At 69.4% G+C, this 16,947-nt stretch carries 20 protein-coding genes; 8 read left to right on the plus strand and 12 right to left on the minus strand.

All coding sequences use genetic code 11. The features are described 5' to 3' along the window. Positions 1–206: 206 nt before the first annotated feature. The 6 genes from PO768_RS06055 to PO768_RS06080 form a co-directional block, all read right to left on the minus strand. Positions 207–569, minus strand: a complete 363-nt coding sequence (locus tag PO768_RS06055; RefSeq protein ID WP_272645334.1) for a DUF2237 family protein — start codon at positions 567–569, stop codon at positions 207–209. Further along, positions 569–802, minus strand: a complete 234-nt coding sequence (locus tag PO768_RS06060; protein WP_137944920.1) for a DUF2805 domain-containing protein — start codon at positions 800–802, stop codon at positions 569–571. Before PO768_RS06060 ends, PO768_RS06055 begins: the two co-directional genes overlap by 1 nt. A 13-nt stretch (positions 803–815) precedes the next feature. Beyond that, positions 816–1,361, minus strand: a complete 546-nt coding sequence (locus PO768_RS06065) for an adenine phosphoribosyltransferase (protein ID WP_272645335.1) — start codon at positions 1,359–1,361, stop codon at positions 816–818. A 16-nt stretch (positions 1,362–1,377) separates the two neighbouring features. Further along, the gene (locus tag PO768_RS06070) at positions 1,378–2,871 is read right to left on the minus strand and encodes a GGDEF domain-containing protein (protein ID WP_272645336.1); all 1,494 of its coding nucleotides are present in this window, start codon (positions 2,869–2,871) and stop codon (positions 1,378–1,380) included. Between the two features lie 80 nt (positions 2,872–2,951). Continuing rightward, positions 2,952–4,214 carry an acyl-CoA dehydrogenase family protein gene (locus tag PO768_RS06075; RefSeq protein ID WP_262968638.1) on the minus strand — a complete coding sequence of 421 codons (1,263 nt, stop codon included), beginning with the start codon at positions 4,212–4,214 and terminating at the stop codon, positions 2,952–2,954. Between the two features lie 117 nt (positions 4,215–4,331). Continuing rightward, entirely contained in the window at positions 4,332–6,329 is a 1,998-nt protein-coding gene (locus tag PO768_RS06080; protein WP_272645337.1) for a cation:proton antiporter domain-containing protein, read from the minus strand. Between the two features lie 120 nt (positions 6,330–6,449). Between PO768_RS06080 and PO768_RS06085 the strand changes: the two genes are divergently transcribed. From PO768_RS06085 to PO768_RS06095, 3 genes are all read left to right on the plus strand, one after another. Then, positions 6,450–7,418, plus strand: coding sequence for an ATP-binding cassette domain-containing protein (locus tag PO768_RS06085; protein ID WP_272645338.1), 969 nt, complete (start codon positions 6,450–6,452; stop codon positions 7,416–7,418). Next, positions 7,412–8,179: a hypothetical protein gene (locus tag PO768_RS06090; RefSeq protein WP_269839480.1), complete on the plus strand. Its 768-nt coding sequence runs from the start codon at positions 7,412–7,414 to the stop codon at positions 8,177–8,179. Before PO768_RS06085 ends, PO768_RS06090 begins: the two co-directional genes overlap by 7 nt. Before the next feature lie 166 nt (positions 8,180–8,345). Beyond that, complete coding sequence (locus PO768_RS06095) at positions 8,346–9,617, plus strand: Glu/Leu/Phe/Val family dehydrogenase (protein WP_137944927.1); 1,272 nt, start codon at positions 8,346–8,348, stop codon at positions 9,615–9,617. 22 nt (positions 9,618–9,639) lie between these two features. Here the strand turns inward: PO768_RS06095 and PO768_RS06100 are convergent, their stop codons facing one another. Then, a complete protein-coding gene (locus tag PO768_RS06100; protein WP_137944928.1) occupies positions 9,640–10,155 on the minus strand; it encodes an HPP family protein in 516 nt (171 codons plus the stop codon). A 128-nt stretch (positions 10,156–10,283) separates the two neighbouring features. Between PO768_RS06100 and PO768_RS06105 the strand changes: the two genes are divergently transcribed. Then, the gene (locus PO768_RS06105; protein ID WP_272645339.1) at positions 10,284–10,835 is read left to right on the plus strand and encodes a TetR/AcrR family transcriptional regulator; all 552 of its coding nucleotides are present in this window, start codon (positions 10,284–10,286) and stop codon (positions 10,833–10,835) included. On the opposite strand, the gene PO768_RS06110 is transcribed toward PO768_RS06105, so the two are convergent. Then, positions 10,832–11,209: a ribbon-helix-helix domain-containing protein gene (locus PO768_RS06110; protein ID WP_137944930.1), complete on the minus strand. Its 378-nt coding sequence runs from the start codon at positions 11,207–11,209 to the stop codon at positions 10,832–10,834. The genes PO768_RS06105 and PO768_RS06110 overlap by 4 nt on opposite strands. 32 nt (positions 11,210–11,241) lie before the next feature. After that, positions 11,242–11,823, minus strand: a complete 582-nt coding sequence (locus PO768_RS06115; protein ID WP_137944931.1) for a DJ-1/PfpI family protein — start codon at positions 11,821–11,823, stop codon at positions 11,242–11,244. A 116-nt stretch (positions 11,824–11,939) separates the two neighbouring features. Between PO768_RS06115 and PO768_RS06120 the strand changes: the two genes are divergently transcribed. The 4 genes from PO768_RS06120 to PO768_RS06135 are packed head-to-tail and all read left to right on the plus strand — an operon-like array spanning position 11,940 to position 15,047. Beyond that, entirely contained in the window at positions 11,940–12,929 is a 990-nt protein-coding gene (locus tag PO768_RS06120) for a KpsF/GutQ family sugar-phosphate isomerase (protein WP_272645340.1), read from the plus strand. Next, a complete protein-coding gene (locus PO768_RS06125) occupies positions 12,929–13,507 on the plus strand; it encodes a KdsC family phosphatase (RefSeq protein ID WP_272645341.1) in 579 nt (192 codons plus the stop codon). Before PO768_RS06120 ends, PO768_RS06125 begins: the two co-directional genes overlap by 1 nt. After that, positions 13,507–14,190, plus strand: coding sequence for an LPS export ABC transporter periplasmic protein LptC (gene lptC / locus PO768_RS06130; protein WP_272645342.1), 684 nt, complete (start codon positions 13,507–13,509; stop codon positions 14,188–14,190). The genes PO768_RS06125 and lptC overlap by 1 nt, the downstream gene beginning before the upstream one ends. Beyond that, complete coding sequence (locus PO768_RS06135; RefSeq protein WP_272645343.1) at positions 14,187–15,047, plus strand: SDR family oxidoreductase; 861 nt, start codon at positions 14,187–14,189, stop codon at positions 15,045–15,047. Before lptC ends, PO768_RS06135 begins: the two co-directional genes overlap by 4 nt. On the opposite strand, the gene PO768_RS06140 is transcribed toward PO768_RS06135, so the two are convergent. The 3 genes from PO768_RS06140 to PO768_RS06150 all read right to left on the minus strand — a co-directional run. Then, on the minus strand, positions 15,048–16,280 hold the full coding sequence (locus PO768_RS06140; protein WP_272645344.1) for an RNA polymerase sigma factor: 1,233 nt from the start codon (positions 16,278–16,280) through the stop codon (positions 15,048–15,050). Further along, complete coding sequence (locus PO768_RS06145; RefSeq protein ID WP_272645345.1) at positions 16,267–16,617, minus strand: YciI family protein; 351 nt, start codon at positions 16,615–16,617, stop codon at positions 16,267–16,269. Before PO768_RS06145 ends, PO768_RS06140 begins: the two co-directional genes overlap by 14 nt. A 116-nt stretch (positions 16,618–16,733) precedes the next feature. Further along, positions 16,734–16,947 (minus strand): hypothetical protein (locus tag PO768_RS06150; protein ID WP_272645346.1); only part of this gene is annotated, 214 nt, incomplete at its 5' end.

Here is a 16,947-nt window from a genome sequence, read left to right on the forward strand (position 1 = left end):
GAACCGAATCGCTAGATCAGAAGTCGGTGCCAAGGCCAATCGCCGCGGCTCGAATGCGGCCTTGTCCTACGCGCAGCGGCGCCCCGAGTTGGTAAATTGGCCTCACTCAGGGTGCTCTTCCTCCCTCCCTCAAATGGCCCTGAGACTTGCCCGGCAGCCGTGATGGTTTGCCGGGCTTCTTTTTTGGGGCGGGAGGAGCCCCGGGCTTACACGGTCGCCGCGCGCAGCTGCTCCAGGCTGACGTATTGCAGCGCCCGCGCGTGGGTGCATTCCAGCACGACCGGCGGCGCGACGCCGGCCTCATAGGCCTGCCTCCAGCGCAGCGCGCACAGGCACCAGCGGTCGCCCGGCTTCAGGCCTCTAAAGCGCTGTTCGGGGCGGGGCGTGCCGAGGTCGTTGCCGCGCAGCGCCGAGAACTGCAGAAAGGCGGCCGTGAGCTTGGCGCAGATCACGTGGCTGCCGAGGTCATGCTGATCGGTATGGCAGCAGCCGTCGCGGAAGAAACCGGTCAGCGGGTCGTAGGAGCAGGGCACCAGCGGCGTGCCCAGCACATTGAGTGCTTGCGGCATCAGCGGCCGTGCGGCCAGGTCGACTTGGCCTTCGGTGGCTTGACGCCCTTGCCCTGGGCGGCCCAGAGCTTGTAGGCGCTGGAGGTCAGTTCGCGCTTCATCAGCTGCACCAGCTCGCCCTGCCCGATGGCGTGCTGCATCAGCACCTTGTTATAGGGCGGGGTGTCGTCCCAGGCGGTCTTGATGACAGCGTCGATCTGGTCGCGGCTGAGGCGGGGAATGGGTTTGGCCATGGTCTATTGTCCTTCAGTGGCCGTCGAAGTCGACCAGCGTGAACAGCGGCAGCCCGCTCTGCTGCAGGCGCTGGGAGCCACCGAGCTCGGGCAGGTCGACGATGGCCGCGCCCTCGACCACCAGCGCGCCGAGGCGCTGCAGCAGCTTGGCGCCGGCCATCATCGTGCCGCCGGTGGCAATCAGGTCGTCGATCAGCACGATGCGGTCGCCGGGCTTGACGGCGTCGGTGTGCATTTCCACCGTGGCGCTGCCGTACTCCAGCTCATAGGTCTCCTCCACCGTCGTGAAGGGCAGCTTGCCCTTCTTGCGGATCGGGATGAAGCCGATGTTCAGCTCATAGGCCAGCACCGAGCCGATGATGAAGCCGCGCGCGTCGAGGCCGGCGATGGCCGTCGGTTTCGCGTCGAAATAGCGGTGCACGAACTGGTCGATCAGCACGCGGAACACGCGCGGATTGGACAGCAGCGGCGTGATGTCACGGAACTGCACGCCCGTGCTGGGCCAGTCGGGCACGGTGCGGATATGGCTCTTGATGTAGTCGGCGGCGGTGGTCGGCATAGGCGCCGATGGTAAATCAGGCCACCAGCGGACTGCAGACCATGCGGGCGCGCCCGGCCTGCTTGGCCTGGTAGAGCGCCGCATCGGCCAGCTCAATCAGGTGCAGGGCCGGCAGCTGGGCCTCGGCGACGCGCGCTGCCACGCCTATGCTCAGCGAGACACTGTGGCGCACCGGCGAGGCGGCGTGCTCGATGGCGGCCAGGCGCACGCTGTCGAGGATGCGCTGGGCCACCACCTGGGCGCCGGCCAGATCGGTGTCGACCAGCAGCACCGCGAACTCCTCGCCGCCGTAGCGGCACACCGGCTCGCCGCCGCGGCCGACGCAGCTGCGCAGCAGGGTGGCGACGCGGCGCAGGCAGTCGTCGCCGGCGACATGGCCGTAGTGGTCGTTGTACTGCTTGAAATGGTCGATATCGACCAGCAGCATCGCCAGCGGCTTGCCCGAACGGGCGCTGCGCTGCCACTCGATCTGTAGCGCCTGGTCGAACAGGCGGCGGTTGCCGACGCCGGTCAGCCCGTCGGTGGTGGACTGGCGGGCCAGCAGCTCGTTGGCCTGGCGCAGCCGCATCTCCTGGCGTTTGCGCTCGCTGAAGTCGGTGATGATGCCGACGAACAGATGGGTGGTGGCGGTCTTGACCTCGGCCACCGACAGGTGCACGGCCAGCTCGCGGCCGTCGCGGTGGCGGGCGCTGAACTCCTGGCTGCCGCCGCTCAGTGACGCGTTCCGGGTCAGGTCTTGCGGGGCGCTGGGAACGCCCTGTATCAGCATGCTCAGATGGCCGCCGCGCAGCTCCGGCGCGCTGAAACCGAAGAGCTGGGCGCAGGCGGGGTTGACCTCCAGCATATGGCCGCCGGTGTCCAGCGTGACGATGCCGTTGGTGGCCGCATTGATCAGGGCCTGCAGATGGGCCTGGCTGGCGGCCAGGCGCTGCTGCTCATGGACCAGGTCGCTGACCTCCAGACGCACGCCCACCATGCCGCCCGAGGGCGTGCGGCGCTCGAAGATGCGCAGCCAGGTCTCGCCATGCACGCGCTGCAGCAGCGGCGCGCGCTGCTGGCCGCGGTTGCGCTTGCGCTCGGTCAGCCATTCCTCCTCGCGGCCGATCGCCTCGGGCACGCCCTTGATGGCCAGCGAGGCGCGCGCCAGCTCCTCGAAGCTGGCGCCGCGCTCGAACTCGCGCAGCATATGGGGATAGATCTCGACCAGGCGCTTGTTGAAGGCGACCAGCTTGTCCTGGGCGTCGAAGATCTCGACGCTGGCCGGCAGCGCGTCGATGGCCTCTTCCAGCGTGCGCTGGGCGCGCTCGGCGCGGGCCCGGGCATGGGCCATGGCCATCAGCGCCAGCCCGGCCACCAGCGCGCTCAGGCCCAGACTGGCCATGCTCAGCCAGGGCAGCCAGGCACGGTCCACCCAGCCGCCCAGGCTGCTGATCAGCACCGTGGCCTGGAGGGCCAGCACCAGGCCAAAAGCCAGGGGCGGCCATGCGCGGGAGAGCTTGGGGCGTTGCATCGTGGGGCTTTGCGGAACAAGCGACGGATGCTAGCGGCCCCTCCCGCGCAGCGACAGACCCCCTAGCGGGGGAGTTTGTTTCAGCCGCCTCTTGTGATGGGCATCTCGACCTTGTCGGCCGGCAGCTTCATATGACGGGCTAGCTCCAGCTTGGCCAGCGAGTTGCGGTGCACCTCATCGGGGCCGTCGGCCAGACGCAGGGTGCGCTGGTGCGCCCACATCATCGCCAGCGGCGTGTCCTGCGAGACCCCCATGCCGCCATAGACCTGGATCGCCCAGTCGATGATCTTCAGCGCCATCGTCGGCGCGACGATCTTGATCATCGCGATCTCGGCCTTGGCCACCTTGTTACCCACCGTGTCCATCATGTAGGCGGCCTTCAAGGTCAGCAGCCGGGCCTGCTCGATGCTGCAGCGCGCCTCGGCGATGCGCTCCTGGGTCACGGTCTGCTGGGCGATGGTCTTGCCGAAGGCGCTGCGGGCAATCGCGCGCTCGCACATCAGCTCCAGCGCCCGCTCGGCCGCGCCGATGCTGCGCATGCAGTGGTGGATGCGGCCGGGGCCCAACCGGCCCTGGGCGATCTCGAAGCCGCGGCCCTCGCCGAGCAGGATGTTGGCCACCGGCACCCGCACATTCTTCAGCACGATCTCCATATGGCCGTGCGGCGCATCGTCGTAGCCGAACACCGACAGCGCGCGCTTGATCGTGATGCCCGGGGTGTCGGCCGGCACCAGCACCATCGACTGCTGTTCGTGTCTGCCGGCGCCCGGATCGGTCTTGCCCATCAGGATGTAGATCGCGCAGCGCGGGTCGCCGGCGCCCGATGACCACCACTTGGTGCCGTTGATCACATACTCATCGCCCTCGCGTTCGATGCGGCACTGGATATTGGTCGCGTCCGACGAGGCCACCTCGGGCTCGGTCATCAGAAAGGCCGAGCGGATCTCGCCCTTCAGCAGCGGCTCCAGCCAGCGGTCCTTGTGGGCCTCGCTGCCGTAGCGGGCGATGGTCTCCATATTGCCGGTGTCCGGGGCCGAGCAGTTGAAGACCTCGGGCGCCCAATGCACCCGGCCCATGATCTCGCACAGCGGCGCGTACTCGAGATTGGACAGGCCCTCCGGCGCCCGCGGCGACTGCGGCAGGAACAGATTCCACAGCCCGGCCTGGCGCGCCAGCGGCTTCAGTTCCTCGATCAGCGTGGTCGGCAGCCAGGCATTGCCGGCGCGGCGGTTGGCCTCGACCTCGGCATGGAAGCGCGGCTCGTTCGGGTAGATGTGCTGATCGAAGAAGGCCAGCAGGCGCTCGCGCATCTCCTGGACCTTGGGGCTGTAGTCGAAGTTCATGGTGACGCGTCCTTGTTGGCTGCCGTGCCGCGAGTGTGGCGCAAGCCGCCGCCCGCGCCTGTCGCCCAGGCGGCAGGCTGTCCCGCAGGGGACCCGCCCTTCAGCACTTGAGCCCGCTCAGCCGCGCAGCAACTTCTCCTCGGCCAGGGCCAGCGCCTCCGGCGTGCCCGACAGCACCAGCGTGTCGCCGCCGCCCAGCAGCAGGCTGTCCTGGGCTGCGACCACCGCGCCGCTGGCGCGCCGCAGCGAGACCACGCCGACGCCCACCGCATGCAGGGCCAGGGCCTCCAGCGGCTGCTTCGCAAAGGGGCTGGCCTGGGGCAGCGTGACCGAGATCAGGCGCTCCTGCTGGCGATCCTCGGCGCTGTCGTCGTCGGCGCCGTGGAAATAGCCGCGCAGCAGGCCGTAGCGGGCATCGCGGGCGTCGCGGGTCAGCCGGATCACGCGCCGCATCGGCACGCCCACCAGGGCCAGCGCATGGCTGGCCAGCATCAGCGAGCCCTCGATCGCCTCGGGCACTACCTCGGTGGCGCCGGCGGCGCGCAGCCTCTCCAGATCGGTGTCGTCGATGGTGCGCACGACCACCGGCACCTGGGGCGCATGCGAGCGCACCAGCTGCAGGATCTTCAGCGCCGAGGGCGTGTCGTGATAGGTGACGACCACGGCGCTGGCGCGTGCCAGGCCGGCGGCCATCAGGCTTTGCAGCCGTGCCGCGTCGCCGAACACCACGCTCTGGCCGGCCGCCGCCGCCTGGCGCACCCGGTCCGGGTCCAGGTCCAGCGCCATATAGGGGATGTGCTCGCCCTCCAGCAGCCGGGCCAGGTTCTGGCCGCTGCGGCCGTAGCCACAGATGATCACATGGGCGTCGGCCTTGATCGCCTTCTTGGCGATGCTGGTCAGCTGCAGCGACTGCATCATCCAGTCGCTGCTGGACAGCTTCATCACGATGCGGTTGCTGTACATGATCAAAAACGGCGTGGCCAGCATCGACAAGACCATGCTGGCCAGCACTGGGCTGACCCATTGCGGCGCGATCAGCTGGTGCTGGGCGCCCAAGGTCAGCAGCACGAAGCCGAACTCGCCGGCCTGGGCCAGATACAGGCCGGTGCGCAGCGACACGCCTGCCGGCGCCTTGAACAGCCGCGCCAGCCCCGCCACCAGCACGAACTTGGCCAGGGTCGGCGCCAAGGTCAGCAGAAAGACCAGATGCCATTGCTCCAGCACCGGCCGCCAGTCCAGCTTCATGCCTATGGTGATGAAGAACAGGCCCAAGAGCACATCGTGGAAGGGCCGGATATCGGTCTCGACCTGATGCTTGTATTCGGTCTCGGCGATCAGCATGCCGGCGACAAAAGCGCCCAGCGCGAGCGACAAGCCCGCGTGCTCGGTCAGCCAGGCCAGGCCCAGCGTCACCAGCAGCAGATTCAGCATGAACAGCTCTTCGCTCTTGCGCCGCGCCACCAGGGTCAGCCACCAACGCATCACCTTCTGACCGCCAACCAGCAGGATGCCCAGCAGCACCGCCGCCTTCAAGGTGGCCCAGCCCAGCGAGACCGCCATCGCGCCGCCGCTGCTGTTCAGCGCCGGGATCATCACCAAGAGCGGCACCACGGCCAGATCCTGGAACAGCAGCACGCCCATCACGCGCTTGCCATGCTCGCTCTCCAGCTCCAGCCGCTCGGCCATCAGCTTGACGACGATGGCCGTCGAGCTCATCGCCATCGCGGCGCCCAGCACCAGCGAGCCCTGCCAGCTCAGCTCCCACTCGCGGCCGAAATAGGCAAAGCCGGCTTGCAGCAGGTAGTGCCCTGCCACCGTGCCGACAACGGTCAGCAGCACCTGCAGCAGGCCCAGGCCGAACACCAGCGAGCGCATGCTGCGCAGCTTGGGCAGATTGAACTCCAGCCCGATCACGAACATCAGGAACACCACGCCGAACTCGGCCAGGTAGCGGATGCTGGAGGTGTCGCCGGCCAGGGCCAGCGCGTTTGGCCCGATCAGCACCCCCACCGCCAGATAACCCAGCATCGGCGGCAGCTTCAGCGAGCGGCAGATCACGACACCCAGCACGGCGGCCACGAGATAGAGCAGGGCAAGGTCCAGCGAGGTGATCATGGCTTCATGTTAAGCGGTGCCCGGGCGGCGCCGGCCGGTCTTCATGCAGTGTTCAGACGGCGCGTGCATATTCCGCCGTACAAGCATCCGCGCCAGTGTGCGCACGAGATGAGGCAGGGAGTGAAGACCAAGATGAGCGTCACGGACGAGCCCTTGCTGCGCCTGGACGGCGCCAGCAAGACCTACCGGCGCGCGGGCCGCGAGATTGCGGCGCTGCGCAACTTTTCGCTGAGCCTGGCGGCCGGCGAGATCGTCGGCCTGCTGGGGCCCAATGGTTCGGGCAAGACCAGCTGCATCAAGCTGCTGACCGGCCTGTGCGGCGCCGACGGCGGCAGCCTCGGCTGGCGCGGCCGGGCCCTGGCCGCCGGCCGCCAGGGCCCGCATCTGCGTGAGTTCGGGGTTCTGCTGGAAGGGCGCGGCGCCGGCTACGAGCGCCTGTCGACCCTGGAGAACGCGCGCTACTTCTGTGCGCTGCGCGAGGCCCACTTCGAGCGCGCGCATTTCGACGCACTGGCCGCGCTGCTGGAAATCCCTGATGTGCATTCGCCGCTGCGCCAGCTGTCCACCGGCAACAAGCTGCGCGCTGCGCTGCTGGGCGTGCTGATACACAAGCCGGCACTGGCCCTGCTGGACGAGCCGACCCTGGGCCTGGACCTGTTCGGCGTCGAGCGGCTCGAAGCCCTGGTGCGCCATGCGGCCGCCCAGGGCAGCGCCTTTCTGATCAGCTCGCACGATCTGCACTTCATCGAGCGCCTGTGCTCGCGCATCGTCTGTATCAAGCAGGGCGAGAAGGTGTTCGACGGCAGCAAGGCCGAGTTCCTGCGCCTGGAGCATGAATATGTGCTGCGCCTGCAGCCGTCCGACGCCGTGCTGCCGGCCCTGCCGCTGGACCTGGGCCCGCTGGCTTGGCAGGCGGCCGAGACGCCGGGCGTCTGGCAACTGCCGCTGCGCGACCAGGCCCAGGCCTGCGCGCTGCTGGCCGCCCTGCTGCCCCAGCTGGCGGCCAGCCATGGGCTGGAGCTGCGCCGCATCGCGCTGCGCGACAAGTATCTGAGCCTGGTCGGTGCGGCGGAGGCCTCGTCATGCTGAGCCGCTGGCCGCGCCATCTGGCCAATGAATTGCGTCGAGCCTTCTATCTGCAGCGGCGCTACTGGTTCGAGGGCCTGCTGGGCCTGGGCCTGCTGCTGAGCCTGTTCGGCGGCCTGCTCTATGCCGTGCTCTCGGTCAACGGCAGCGCGCTGGCCTCGGGTGAGGCCGATGGCTTGATCGTCGGCTTTGTGCTGTGGCTGTTCGCGGCCTCGGCCTTTGGCAGCGTCTGCCAGGATGTGCAGGAGGAGACCGAGCAGCGCAGCCTGGAGCAGCTCAGCCTGGGGCCGCTGCCGCTCTGGGCCTTGCTGAGCCTGCGCGCCCTGCTGAAGCTGCTGGGCGGGCTGCTGATGCTGGGGCTGACCCTGTGGCTGGCCGAATGGCTGGCGGGCGGCCGGCTGCAGATCAGCCACGGCCCGGTGCTGGCGGCGGCGCTGCTGGCGGTGCCGGCGCTGATCGGTGTTGGCTATGCGCTGGGCGGCCTGCTGCTGCTGGTCAAGAAGGCCGAGCTACTGCTGGTGGTCTGCTACCCGGCCGTGATCGGCCTGGTGGCCCTGCCCGCCTACCCGATCAATGCCCAGGCCTTGCTGCCCTATGCGCTGGGCGCGGCGGCGGCGCGCGCCTCGGCCGCCGGCGCCGCGCTGCCGGCCAGCGTGTTCGGCTGGATCGCGCTGAATTCGCTGGCCTATCTGCTGGCCGGTCTGCTGATCTACGGCGTGCTGGAGCGGCGGGCGCGTCGGCTGGGGGTATTGGGGCATTTCTGAGTGGGCATCCCGGCAACAACCTTGCCCAAACAAGGCATACGGCGCACACTTTTGATGTCTATGCGTTCGCCGCATGGCCGCATGTGCACTCGGCTTTGGAATCGCTGGCGTGGCGAGCCGGGTTCGCGATACCGTTCGCGCCACCGAAAAGTTACCGGAGCATTACATGCCCAATCTGTCCTTTGTCTCGCCCACGCGCAACAGTCCCTGGGGTACCTATCTGTCCCAGATCGACGCCGTTGAACCCTACCTGGGTCATCTGGCACGCTGGGTCGAGACGCTGCGCCGACCCAAGCGCGCGCTGATCGTCGACATCCCCATCGAGCTGGACAACGGCACCATCGCCCACTTCGAGGGCTACCGCGTCCAGCACAGCCTGACCCGCGGCCCCGGCAAGGGCGGCGTGCGCTACCACCCCGACGTCACGCTGGAAGAGGTGATGGCGCTGTCGGCCTGGATGACGATCAAGAACGCGGCGGTCAACCTGCCCTACGGCGGCGCCAAGGGCGGCATCCGTGTCGATCCCAAGCAGCTGTCGCTCAAAGAGCTGGAGAAGATGACGCGCCGTTACACCAGCGAGATCGGCATCATCATCGGCCCGCAGCAGGACATCCCGGCCCCCGACGTCAACACCAACGGCCAGATCATGGCCTGGATGATGGACACCTACTCGATGAACACCGGGGCCACCGCCACCGGTGTCGTCACCGGCAAGCCGATCCCGCTGGGCGGCTCGCTGGGCCGCGTGCAGGCCACCGGACGCGGCGTGTTCGTGATTGGCCGCGAGGCGATGCGCCGCCTCAACATACCGATGGATAACGCCCGCATCGCGGTGCAGGGCTTCGGCAATGTCGGCTCGATCGCCGCCAAGCTGTTCGCCGCCAACGGCGCCAAGATCGTCGCGGTGCAGGACCATACCGGCACCATCCTGAACGAGTCGGGCTTCGACATGACGAACCTGCTCGACCATGTGGCCAAGACCGGCGGCGTCGGCGGTTTTGCCGGCGGCGATGCGATTGCCAATGACGATTTCTGGAAGGTGCGCAGCGATGTGCTGATCCCGGCCGCACTGGAAGGCCAGATCACCGCTTCGCGCGCCGAGGGCCTGCAGACCCGGCTGGTGCTGGAAGGCGCCAACGGCCCGACCACGCCGGACGGCGACGCCGTGCTGGCCGACCGCGGCATCGTGGTTGTTCCTGACGTGATCGCCAACTCGGGCGGCGTGACCGTGTCCTACTTCGAGTGGGTGCAGGACTTCAGCAGCTTCTTCTGGACCGAGGACGAGATCAATGTCCGTCTGGACAAGATCATCACCGGTGCCTTCAAGCACATCTGGGAAACCTCCGAGCAGCACCGCATCCCGCTGCGCACGGCGGCCTTCGTCGTCGCCTGCACACGGGTGCTGGAAGCCCGGGAAGAGCGGGGTCTGTACCCCTGAAGCTTGCGGCCCGACCGGGCCGCTAGCTCCAGTAGCGCGGATAGCTGCCGCGCTGGCGCAAGTTGTTGACCAGCAAGGCCACCAGCACGATGGCCAGCGAGCCGGCCAGCACCGGCGTCAGCAGAAATGTGGCGCCGGCCTGGCTGGCGAACACCACCAGCGGGTCGGCGCCGGCCGGCGCGTGTACGGTCCGGGTGATCTGCATCAGCGCCAGCGCCAGGCCCACGGCAATCCCCGCCGCCCACCAGCTATCGCCCAGCACCAGCATGACCAGCAGCCCGACCAAGCTGGCCACCAGATGGCCGCCCACAATGCTGCGCGGCTGGGCCAGCGGGCTGTCGGGCAGGCCGAAGGCCAGCACGCAGCTGGCGCCGAACGGGGCCATCTGCCAGGGGTAGCCGCTGGCCTGGGTCAGCCAGCCGGTCAGCGCGATCGCCAGCATCGCGCCCAGTGCCGACCACAGGACGAAGGCGGGCGGCGGACTGGCGGGTGCACGCGAGGCCGGCAGTCGCTTGAGGCGCGCAAGAAACGAGGGCATGGCTTGGCTCCGGTGGCATCGATGAGCGCAATGGTAAACAGATCGGTATACCTAAGTCAACCGATCGGTTTACTTGCGACCCCGTCGGGCCGATACTGGCACTCTTGCCAAACAGGAGTCAGACACGCATGAGCAAGGCCGAGCATCTGGTCCAGCGAGCGATGCAGCTGTTCTACCGCCAGGGGTTTCATGCCACCGGCGTTGACCAACTGAGCCGCGAGGGCGAGCTGACGAAGAAGACGCTGTACCGCTATTTCCCGACCAAGGAGGCTCTGGTGCATGCCGCGCTGCGGGCCCGCCACGAGCTGCTGCTGGCCCGGATACGCGCCCATGTCGAGCGCCGGCCGACGCAGCAGCGGCCGCTGGCCTATATCGACTTTGTCTGCGGCTGGAGCCGCGAGCCCGATTTCTGCGGCTGCGCCTTCATCAATGCCGCCGCCGAGTATGCGGATGCGGCCGATCCGGCCCATGTGATCGCGGCCGAGCACAAGAAGAGCCTGCGCGACTATCTGCAGCGCCTGTGTGAGGAGGCCGGGCTGGCCGCGCCGGCCCGGGCGGCCGCCACGCTGTTCCTGATCGGCGAAGGCCTGACGGTGGCCGCCCAGGTGGCGGGCGCCGATGCGGCGCTGGCGGACCAGGCGATGGCACTGGCGGCCGCAGCGCTGGCGCAGCCGGCCTAGGCCAGATCCACCCGCTGCGGCCGCCGGGCCCAGCTGTCCGGCAGGTCCTGCAAGACCTGCCGGGCATCGAGCGAGCGGATCGGCACCGCCAGATCGACGGGAATGCGCTGGCGCGCCTGCAAGGCCATGTAGCGCAGCGCGCTGACCCGCAGAAAGGACGCGAAGTTGCCGACCGCGCCGCGCGCCTGCACCAGCTCGTCGTAGAGCTTCTCGATCAGCTGGGTCACGCCCATGCCGTCGCGCGCGCCGATCTCCTCCAGCACCTCCCAGTGCAGGTTCTCGAGCCGGATGCTGGTGACCACGCCGTGCAGGCGCAGCGAGCGGGTGCGCGACTCATAGGACTCGGGGTTGGCGCTGATGAAGACTTCGCACATGGTCGGCTCCTGAGGGCGTGGACGATTCTGCGTCAAAGCTCGATGCGCGTGCCCAGCACCGCCAGGAATTGCGCGATCCAGGCCGGGTGGGCCGGCCAGGCCGGCGCGGTGACCAGGCGGCCGTCGGTGACGGCCTGGTCGACCGGGATCTGGGCATAGCTGGCGCCGGCCAGCTCGACCTCGGGTGCGCAGGCCGGATAGGCCGAGACTTTTCTGCCGCGTATCACGCCGGCGGCGGCCAGCAGCTGGGCGCCATGGCAGATCGCCGCGATCGGCTTGTCGGCGCGGGCAAAGTGCTGGACCAGGGCGACCACGCCGGGCACGGTGCGCAGGTACTCGGGGGCGCGGCCGCCCGGGATCACCAGGCCGTCATAGTCCTCGGGCCGGACATCGGCAAAGGTGGCGTTGAGCGTGAAGCGGTGGCCGGGCTTCTCGGAATAGGTCTGGGCGCCCTCGAAATCGTGGATGGCCGTCAGCACATGGTCGCCGGCCACCTTGCCGGGGCAGACCGCATCGACCCGGTGGCCCACGGCCAGCAGGGCCTGGAAGGGCACCATGATCTCGTAGTCCTCGACATAGTCGCCGGCCAGCAGCAGCAGTTTCTTCGCGCTCATCGACAGTCTCCTGTTTGGCGACGGCGGATGCCGTCGTGCCGATTGTGGAAACGCGCGCCCTGCGATGGGTAATAGCCGGCCACTACAGCGCCCGGCGCCGCCGCTACACTGGCCGGATGACGCATTCCCCGCCCTTTGACGCCGCGCGCGCCCTGGCCATGGCCCGGCAGACGCTGCAGATCGAGGCCGCCGCGCTGACCGGCCTGCTGCCCCGTCTGGGCCCCTCGTTCTCGGCCGCCGTGCAAGCCGTGATGGACTGCTCCGGCCGGGTCGCGGTGATGGGCATGGGCAAGAGCGGCCATGTCGGCCGCAAGATCGCCGCCACGCTGTCCTCGACCGGCACGCCGGCGCTGTTCGTCCACCCGGCCGAGGCCAGCCATGGCGATCTGGGCATGGTCACGACCAAGGACGTGGTGCTGGCCCTGTCCAACTCGGGCGAGAGCGACGAGCTCAACGCCATCCTGCCGGTGCTCAAGCGCCTGGGTGTCGTCATCATCGCGATGACCGGCGGCGCCACCTCCAGCCTGGCACGGCACGCCGACTTCGTGCTCGACAGCAAGGTCGACCAGGAGGCCTGCCCGCTGAACCTGGCGCCCACCGCCAGCACCACCGCCCAGATGGCGCTGGGCGACGCGCTGGCCGTGGCCCTGCTGGACGCGCGCGGCTTCAAGGAAGAAGACTTCGCCCGCTCCCACCCGGGCGGTGCGCTGGGCCGCAAGCTGCTGACCCATGTGCACGACCTGATGCGCAGCGGCGAGGCACTGCCGGCCGTGGCACCCGAGGCCAGCTTCAGCGAGATGATGCGCACGATGTCGGCCAAGGGCCTGGGCGCGGCTGTCGTCGTCGATGCCGACCGCCAGGTGCTGGGCATCTTCACCGACGGCGATCTGCGCCGCCTGATCGAGCGTGGCGAAGACCTGCGCGCGCTGAAGGCCGGCGAGGTGGCGTCCAAGCACCCGCGCACGGTCTCGGCCGACGCGCTGGCGGTCGACGCCGCCGACCTGATGGAGAGCGCGCGCATTACGCTGGTGCTGGCGGTCGACGCCCAGCAGCGCCTGGTCGGTGCGATCAGCATCAACGACCTGATGCAGGCGAAGGTGATCTGATGCGGGCCAGCTTGCAATTTCCCCCCGAGCTGCTGCTCAAGGCCCAGGGGCCGGGTCTTGCCATCAAGGCCGCGATCTTCGATGTCGACGGCGTGCTGACCGACGGCCGCATCTATATCGGCGAGCAGGGCGAGAGCTTCAAGGCCTTTTCGACGCTCGATGGCCACGGCCTGAAGCTGCTGGACCAGGGCGGCATCACCCCCATCATCATCACCGGCCGCGATTCGCCGGCGGTGCGCCGCCGCGTCGCCGACCTGGGGCTCCGGCATGCCGTCTATGGCGCCAAGAACAAGCTGGCCGTGGCCCAGCCGCTGCTGGACCAGCTGGGCCTGGACTGGCCCGAGGTCGCCGCGATGGGCGATGACTGGCCCGACCTGCCTCTGATGACGCGCGCCGGCTTCGCCTGCGCACCGGCCCAGGCCCATGCCGAGGTGCGGGCCGTGGCCCACCACATCACCGCCGCGCTCGGCGGCCATGGCGCGGCGCGCGAATGCTGCGATCTGCTGCTGATGGCGGCCGGCCGCTACCAGGCCCTGCTGAGCAGCCATCTCGAGACCCTGGACGGGGGCCATCCCTGATGGTGACTCTGGCCCCGCCGCCGGCGCCGAGCCGGCGCCGTCTGCCGCAAAGCTGGCTGTGGCGGCTGCAGTCGCTGGCCTCGGCCTATCTGCCCCTGCTCTTGATGGCCTTTCTGGCCGCCGGCACCTGGTGGCTGGTCAAGAACACGCCGCTGCTGGACGGGCCGATGGAGCCAGTGCCGCCGCGCCATGTGCCCGACTACCGCATGCAGGGCTTCGAGCTGCAGCGCTTCGACGCCACCGGCGCGCTGCGCTTTCGGGTCGAGGGCAGTGAGATGCGCCACTACCCCGATACCGATACGCTGGAGATTGACGGCGTGCGCCTGCGCGCCTTCGCGGCCGACGGCGCGCTGCTGCTGGCCACCGCCCGGCGTGCCGTCGGCAACGGCGACGGCAGCGAGATGCAGCTGCTGGGCGATGTCACGGTGCAGCGCTTCGAGCCGCTGCGTGAGGGCGGGCTGGCCGAGCGGCCGGCGCTGGAAGTGCGCGGCGAGTTTTTGCATGCCTTGCTGGGCAGCGAGAAACTGCGCTCGCATCTGCCGGTTGTGCTGCGCTATGCCGGCGGCGAGGTGCGTGCGGCCTCGTTCGAGTACGACCATCTGAGCGGCAAGCTGGGCTTTGGCGGCCGCAGCAGCGCCCGTTTCGATCCGCCTGGCGCGCGCAAGCGCGTCGCAGCACCATGAAACTGGTCTATATCACGGGCGCCTCCAGCGGCATCGGCCAGGCCCTGGCGCTGCAGTACTACCGCGCCGGCTGGCGCTTGGCCCTGGTGGCGCGGCGCGTTGACGAACTGCGTATCTGGGCCCAGGCGCAAGACCTGGCCCCCGAGCGCTGGGCGGTCTACGGCGCCGATGTGCGGGATGTCGCCGCCATCACCGGCGCCGGCCGCGCCTGCATCGCGACCCAGGGCCTGCCCGACGTCGTGATTGCCAATGCCGGCATCAGCATCGGCATGGACAGCGCCGAGCTGGCGGACATCGAGGTGATGCGGCAGATCTACGAGACCAACAATATCGGCCTGGCCGCCACCTTCCAGCCCTTTGTCGCGGCGATGCTGGCGCGCGGCAGCGGCGCGCTGGTGGGCATAGGCAGCGTGGCCGGCATCCGCGGCCTGCCCGGCCATGCGGCCTACTGCTCCAGCAAGGCGGCGGTGATCAGCTATTGTGAGAGCCTGCGCGGCGAATGCCGGCCCTTCGGNGGCCTGCCCGGCCATGCGGCCTACTGCTCCAGCAAGGCGGCGGTGATCAGCTATTGTGAGAGCCTGCGCGGCGAATGCCGGCCCTTCGGTGTCAAGGTCGTGACGATCTCGCCGGGCTATATCGACACGCCGCTGACGCGCCAGAACCGCTACAGCATGCCCTTCCTGATGCAGCCGGACGATTTCGCGGCACGCGCCTTTGAGGCCATCGCCGCCGGCGCCAGCTACCGCGTGATCCCCTGGCAGATGGGCGTGGTCGCCAAGCTGATGCGGGCCCTGCCGAACGCGCTGTTCGACAAGCTGCTGGCCGGCCGGCCGCGCAAGCATCGCCAGGGGCACTGATCAGCCGCAAGCGTCGAGCAGGGCCTGGAGCTGGCGCTGCTCGGCGGGATGGCGGGCGCGCCGCAGCGCCTCGGCATAGTCGGCGCGGGCCTGGTCCAGCCGGCCCAAGGCCTGCCGCCATTGCGCCCGCGCGGCCCAGGCATAGGGCATGGGCTGCTCGCCCATCTGAGGCCAGTCCTGATCCAGCCGGGCCAGGGCGGCCGCCGGCCCCTCGGTATGCGCCAGTGCCACCGCATGGCCCAGGCGTGCAGAGGACGAGCCGTCCAGCGCCAGCAGCGCTTCGTAGTAGTGCTGTACCTGGGCCCAGTCGGTCGCCTCCCAGCTGGGCGCGCGGGCATGCTCGGCGGCGATGCAGGCCTGCAGGTGATAGCTGCTCAAGACCTGACCCCGTGCGGCCTGCTGCAGATGGCGCAGGCCCATCTCCACCATGCGGCGGTCCCAGCGGCCACGCGATTGCTCCGGCAGCCGTACCAGATCGCCCATCGCATCGAGCCGGCCGTCCAGGCGCGCGCCATGCAGCAGCAAGAGGGCGGCCAAGGCGTCGGCCTCGGCGGCCGCGCTGCTGGGGTGGGCGGCCAGAGCGCGCGCCAGCCGGATCGCCTCCCAGCACAATTCCTTGGTGATCACCGCAGGGCCCTGGCCGGCGCTCTGGTAGCCCTCGTTGAACATCAGGTAAAGCGTTGCCAGCACGGCTGCGCGGCGCGCCGCCAGCTCGGTTGGCGGCGGCAGGGCCAGGTCTTGCGTGGCCAGCAGTTGACGGGCGCGCGCCAGGCGCTGAGCAAGCGCGGCGTCACCACACAACAGGCCGGCGGCTATGGTCCGCAGCGGCAGGCCGGTCAGCAAGCGCAGCGCCAGCGCGACCTGGCTGGCCAGCGGCAGCGCCGGGTGGCAGCAGGCGAACAGCAGCTGGAGTTCTTCATCATCGAGCTCGGCGGCAAAGCGCTCGCCGGCGCTTGCTCGCGGGTCGGGCCAGTCGGCAGCCTCATCCAGCGGCCGCAGCGGCGCTTCGTGGCGCAGCTGATCCACCGCTGCACGCCAGGCCACGCGGTAGAGCCAGCCGGCCGGGTTATCCGGCCAGCCTTGCAGGGGCCAGAGCCGCGCGGCGCGCAGCAACGCGGTCTGCAGCGCGTCCTCGGCCACGGCGATATGGGCCAGGCCCAGGCCGTGCAGCAGCTGGGCGGTCAGGCGCGGGAACTCGCGCCTGACCAGCTGATCAAAGTCAGAGGGCTTCAATCTGACGCAGCGTGATCCAGCTGCTGCCGCCCAGGTGCGGGCAGGTGGCGGCCAGGGCCTCGGCTTCGGCCAGACTCTCGGCCCGGATGATGAAGAGGCCGCCGATCACGTCCTTGGCCTCGGCCCAGGGCCCGTCGCTGGCCAGCAGCTGGGCGCCGGGGCGGCGCAGCTGGCGCCCGCCGTCATCGCAGAGCTTGTGGCCGGCGCTGAGCCGGCCCTGCTGGCGCAGCGTCTCGGCCCAGTCGCTGTAGCGCTGGATCAGCGCGCGCAACTCGTCCTCGCTCATGGTCGGCTGGTCGGCCGGGGTTTCGTGCAAGAGCATCAGATAGTCATGCATGGCGTGGTCCTCGTGGTGGCAGCGGGCCGATATGGCCCGCTTATGGACATGACGGCCGGCTGGGGCCTTCCATGACGCGCAGCGGAAAAAAGAAAAGGCGCCCGAGGGCGCCTTTGTCATTCATGCCTGCAGTGCAGCTCAGTAGCCACCGCGGTTGCCACCGCCGAAGCCGCCACCGCCGGAACGGCCACCGCCGCCACCGCCGTAGCCGCCACCGCCGGAACGGCCACCGCCGCCACCGCCGCCGTAACCACCACCACCGCCGCCGCCGCCGAAGCCGCCGCCACCGGAACGGCCACCGCCGCCACCGAAGCCGCCGCCGCCCGAACG

It is taken from the genome of Paucibacter sp. XJ19-41 (genome assembly GCF_028462495.1).
Classification (GTDB): domain Bacteria; phylum Pseudomonadota; class Gammaproteobacteria; order Burkholderiales; family Burkholderiaceae_C; genus Roseateles_E.

Excerpts from the sequence above, each read along its gene's own strand:
- PO768_RS06110 (WP_137944930.1), bottom strand. The coding sequence starts at position 11,209 with ATGTGCGAAGTCTTCATCAGCGCCAACCCCGAGTCCTATGAGTCGCGC.
- PO768_RS06060 (WP_137944920.1), bottom strand. The coding sequence starts at position 802 with ATGGCCAAACCCATTCCCCGCCTCAGCCGCGACCAGATCGACGCTGTC.
- PO768_RS06055 (WP_272645334.1), bottom strand. The coding sequence starts at position 569 with ATGCCGCAAGCACTCAATGTGCTGGGCACGCCGCTGGTGCCCTGCTCC.
- PO768_RS06115 (WP_137944931.1), bottom strand. The coding sequence starts at position 11,823 with ATGAGCGCGAAGAAACTGCTGCTGCTGGCCGGCGACTATGTCGAGGAC.
- PO768_RS06065 (WP_272645335.1), bottom strand. The coding sequence starts at position 1,361 with ATGCCGACCACCGCCGCCGACTACATCAAGAGCCATATCCGCACCGTG.
- PO768_RS06090 (WP_269839480.1), top strand. The coding sequence starts at position 7,412 with ATGCTGAGCCGCTGGCCGCGCCATCTGGCCAATGAATTGCGTCGAGCC.
- PO768_RS06095 (WP_137944927.1), top strand. The coding sequence starts at position 8,346 with ATGCCCAATCTGTCCTTTGTCTCGCCCACGCGCAACAGTCCCTGGGGT.
- lptC (WP_272645342.1), top strand. The coding sequence starts at position 13,507 with ATGGTGACTCTGGCCCCGCCGCCGGCGCCGAGCCGGCGCCGTCTGCCG.
- PO768_RS06100 (WP_137944928.1), bottom strand. The coding sequence starts at position 10,155 with ATGCCCTCGTTTCTTGCGCGCCTCAAGCGACTGCCGGCCTCGCGTGCA.
- PO768_RS06125 (WP_272645341.1), top strand. The coding sequence starts at position 12,929 with ATGCGGGCCAGCTTGCAATTTCCCCCCGAGCTGCTGCTCAAGGCCCAG.
- PO768_RS06120 (WP_272645340.1), top strand. The coding sequence starts at position 11,940 with ATGACGCATTCCCCGCCCTTTGACGCCGCGCGCGCCCTGGCCATGGCC.
- PO768_RS06145 (WP_272645345.1), bottom strand. The coding sequence starts at position 16,617 with ATGCATGACTATCTGATGCTCTTGCACGAAACCCCGGCCGACCAGCCG.
- PO768_RS06070 (WP_272645336.1), bottom strand. The coding sequence starts at position 2,871 with ATGCAACGCCCCAAGCTCTCCCGCGCATGGCCGCCCCTGGCTTTTGGC.
- PO768_RS06075 (WP_262968638.1), bottom strand. The coding sequence starts at position 4,214 with ATGAACTTCGACTACAGCCCCAAGGTCCAGGAGATGCGCGAGCGCCTG.
- PO768_RS06080 (WP_272645337.1), bottom strand. The coding sequence starts at position 6,329 with ATGATCACCTCGCTGGACCTTGCCCTGCTCTATCTCGTGGCCGCCGTG.
- PO768_RS06105 (WP_272645339.1), top strand. The coding sequence starts at position 10,284 with ATGAGCAAGGCCGAGCATCTGGTCCAGCGAGCGATGCAGCTGTTCTAC.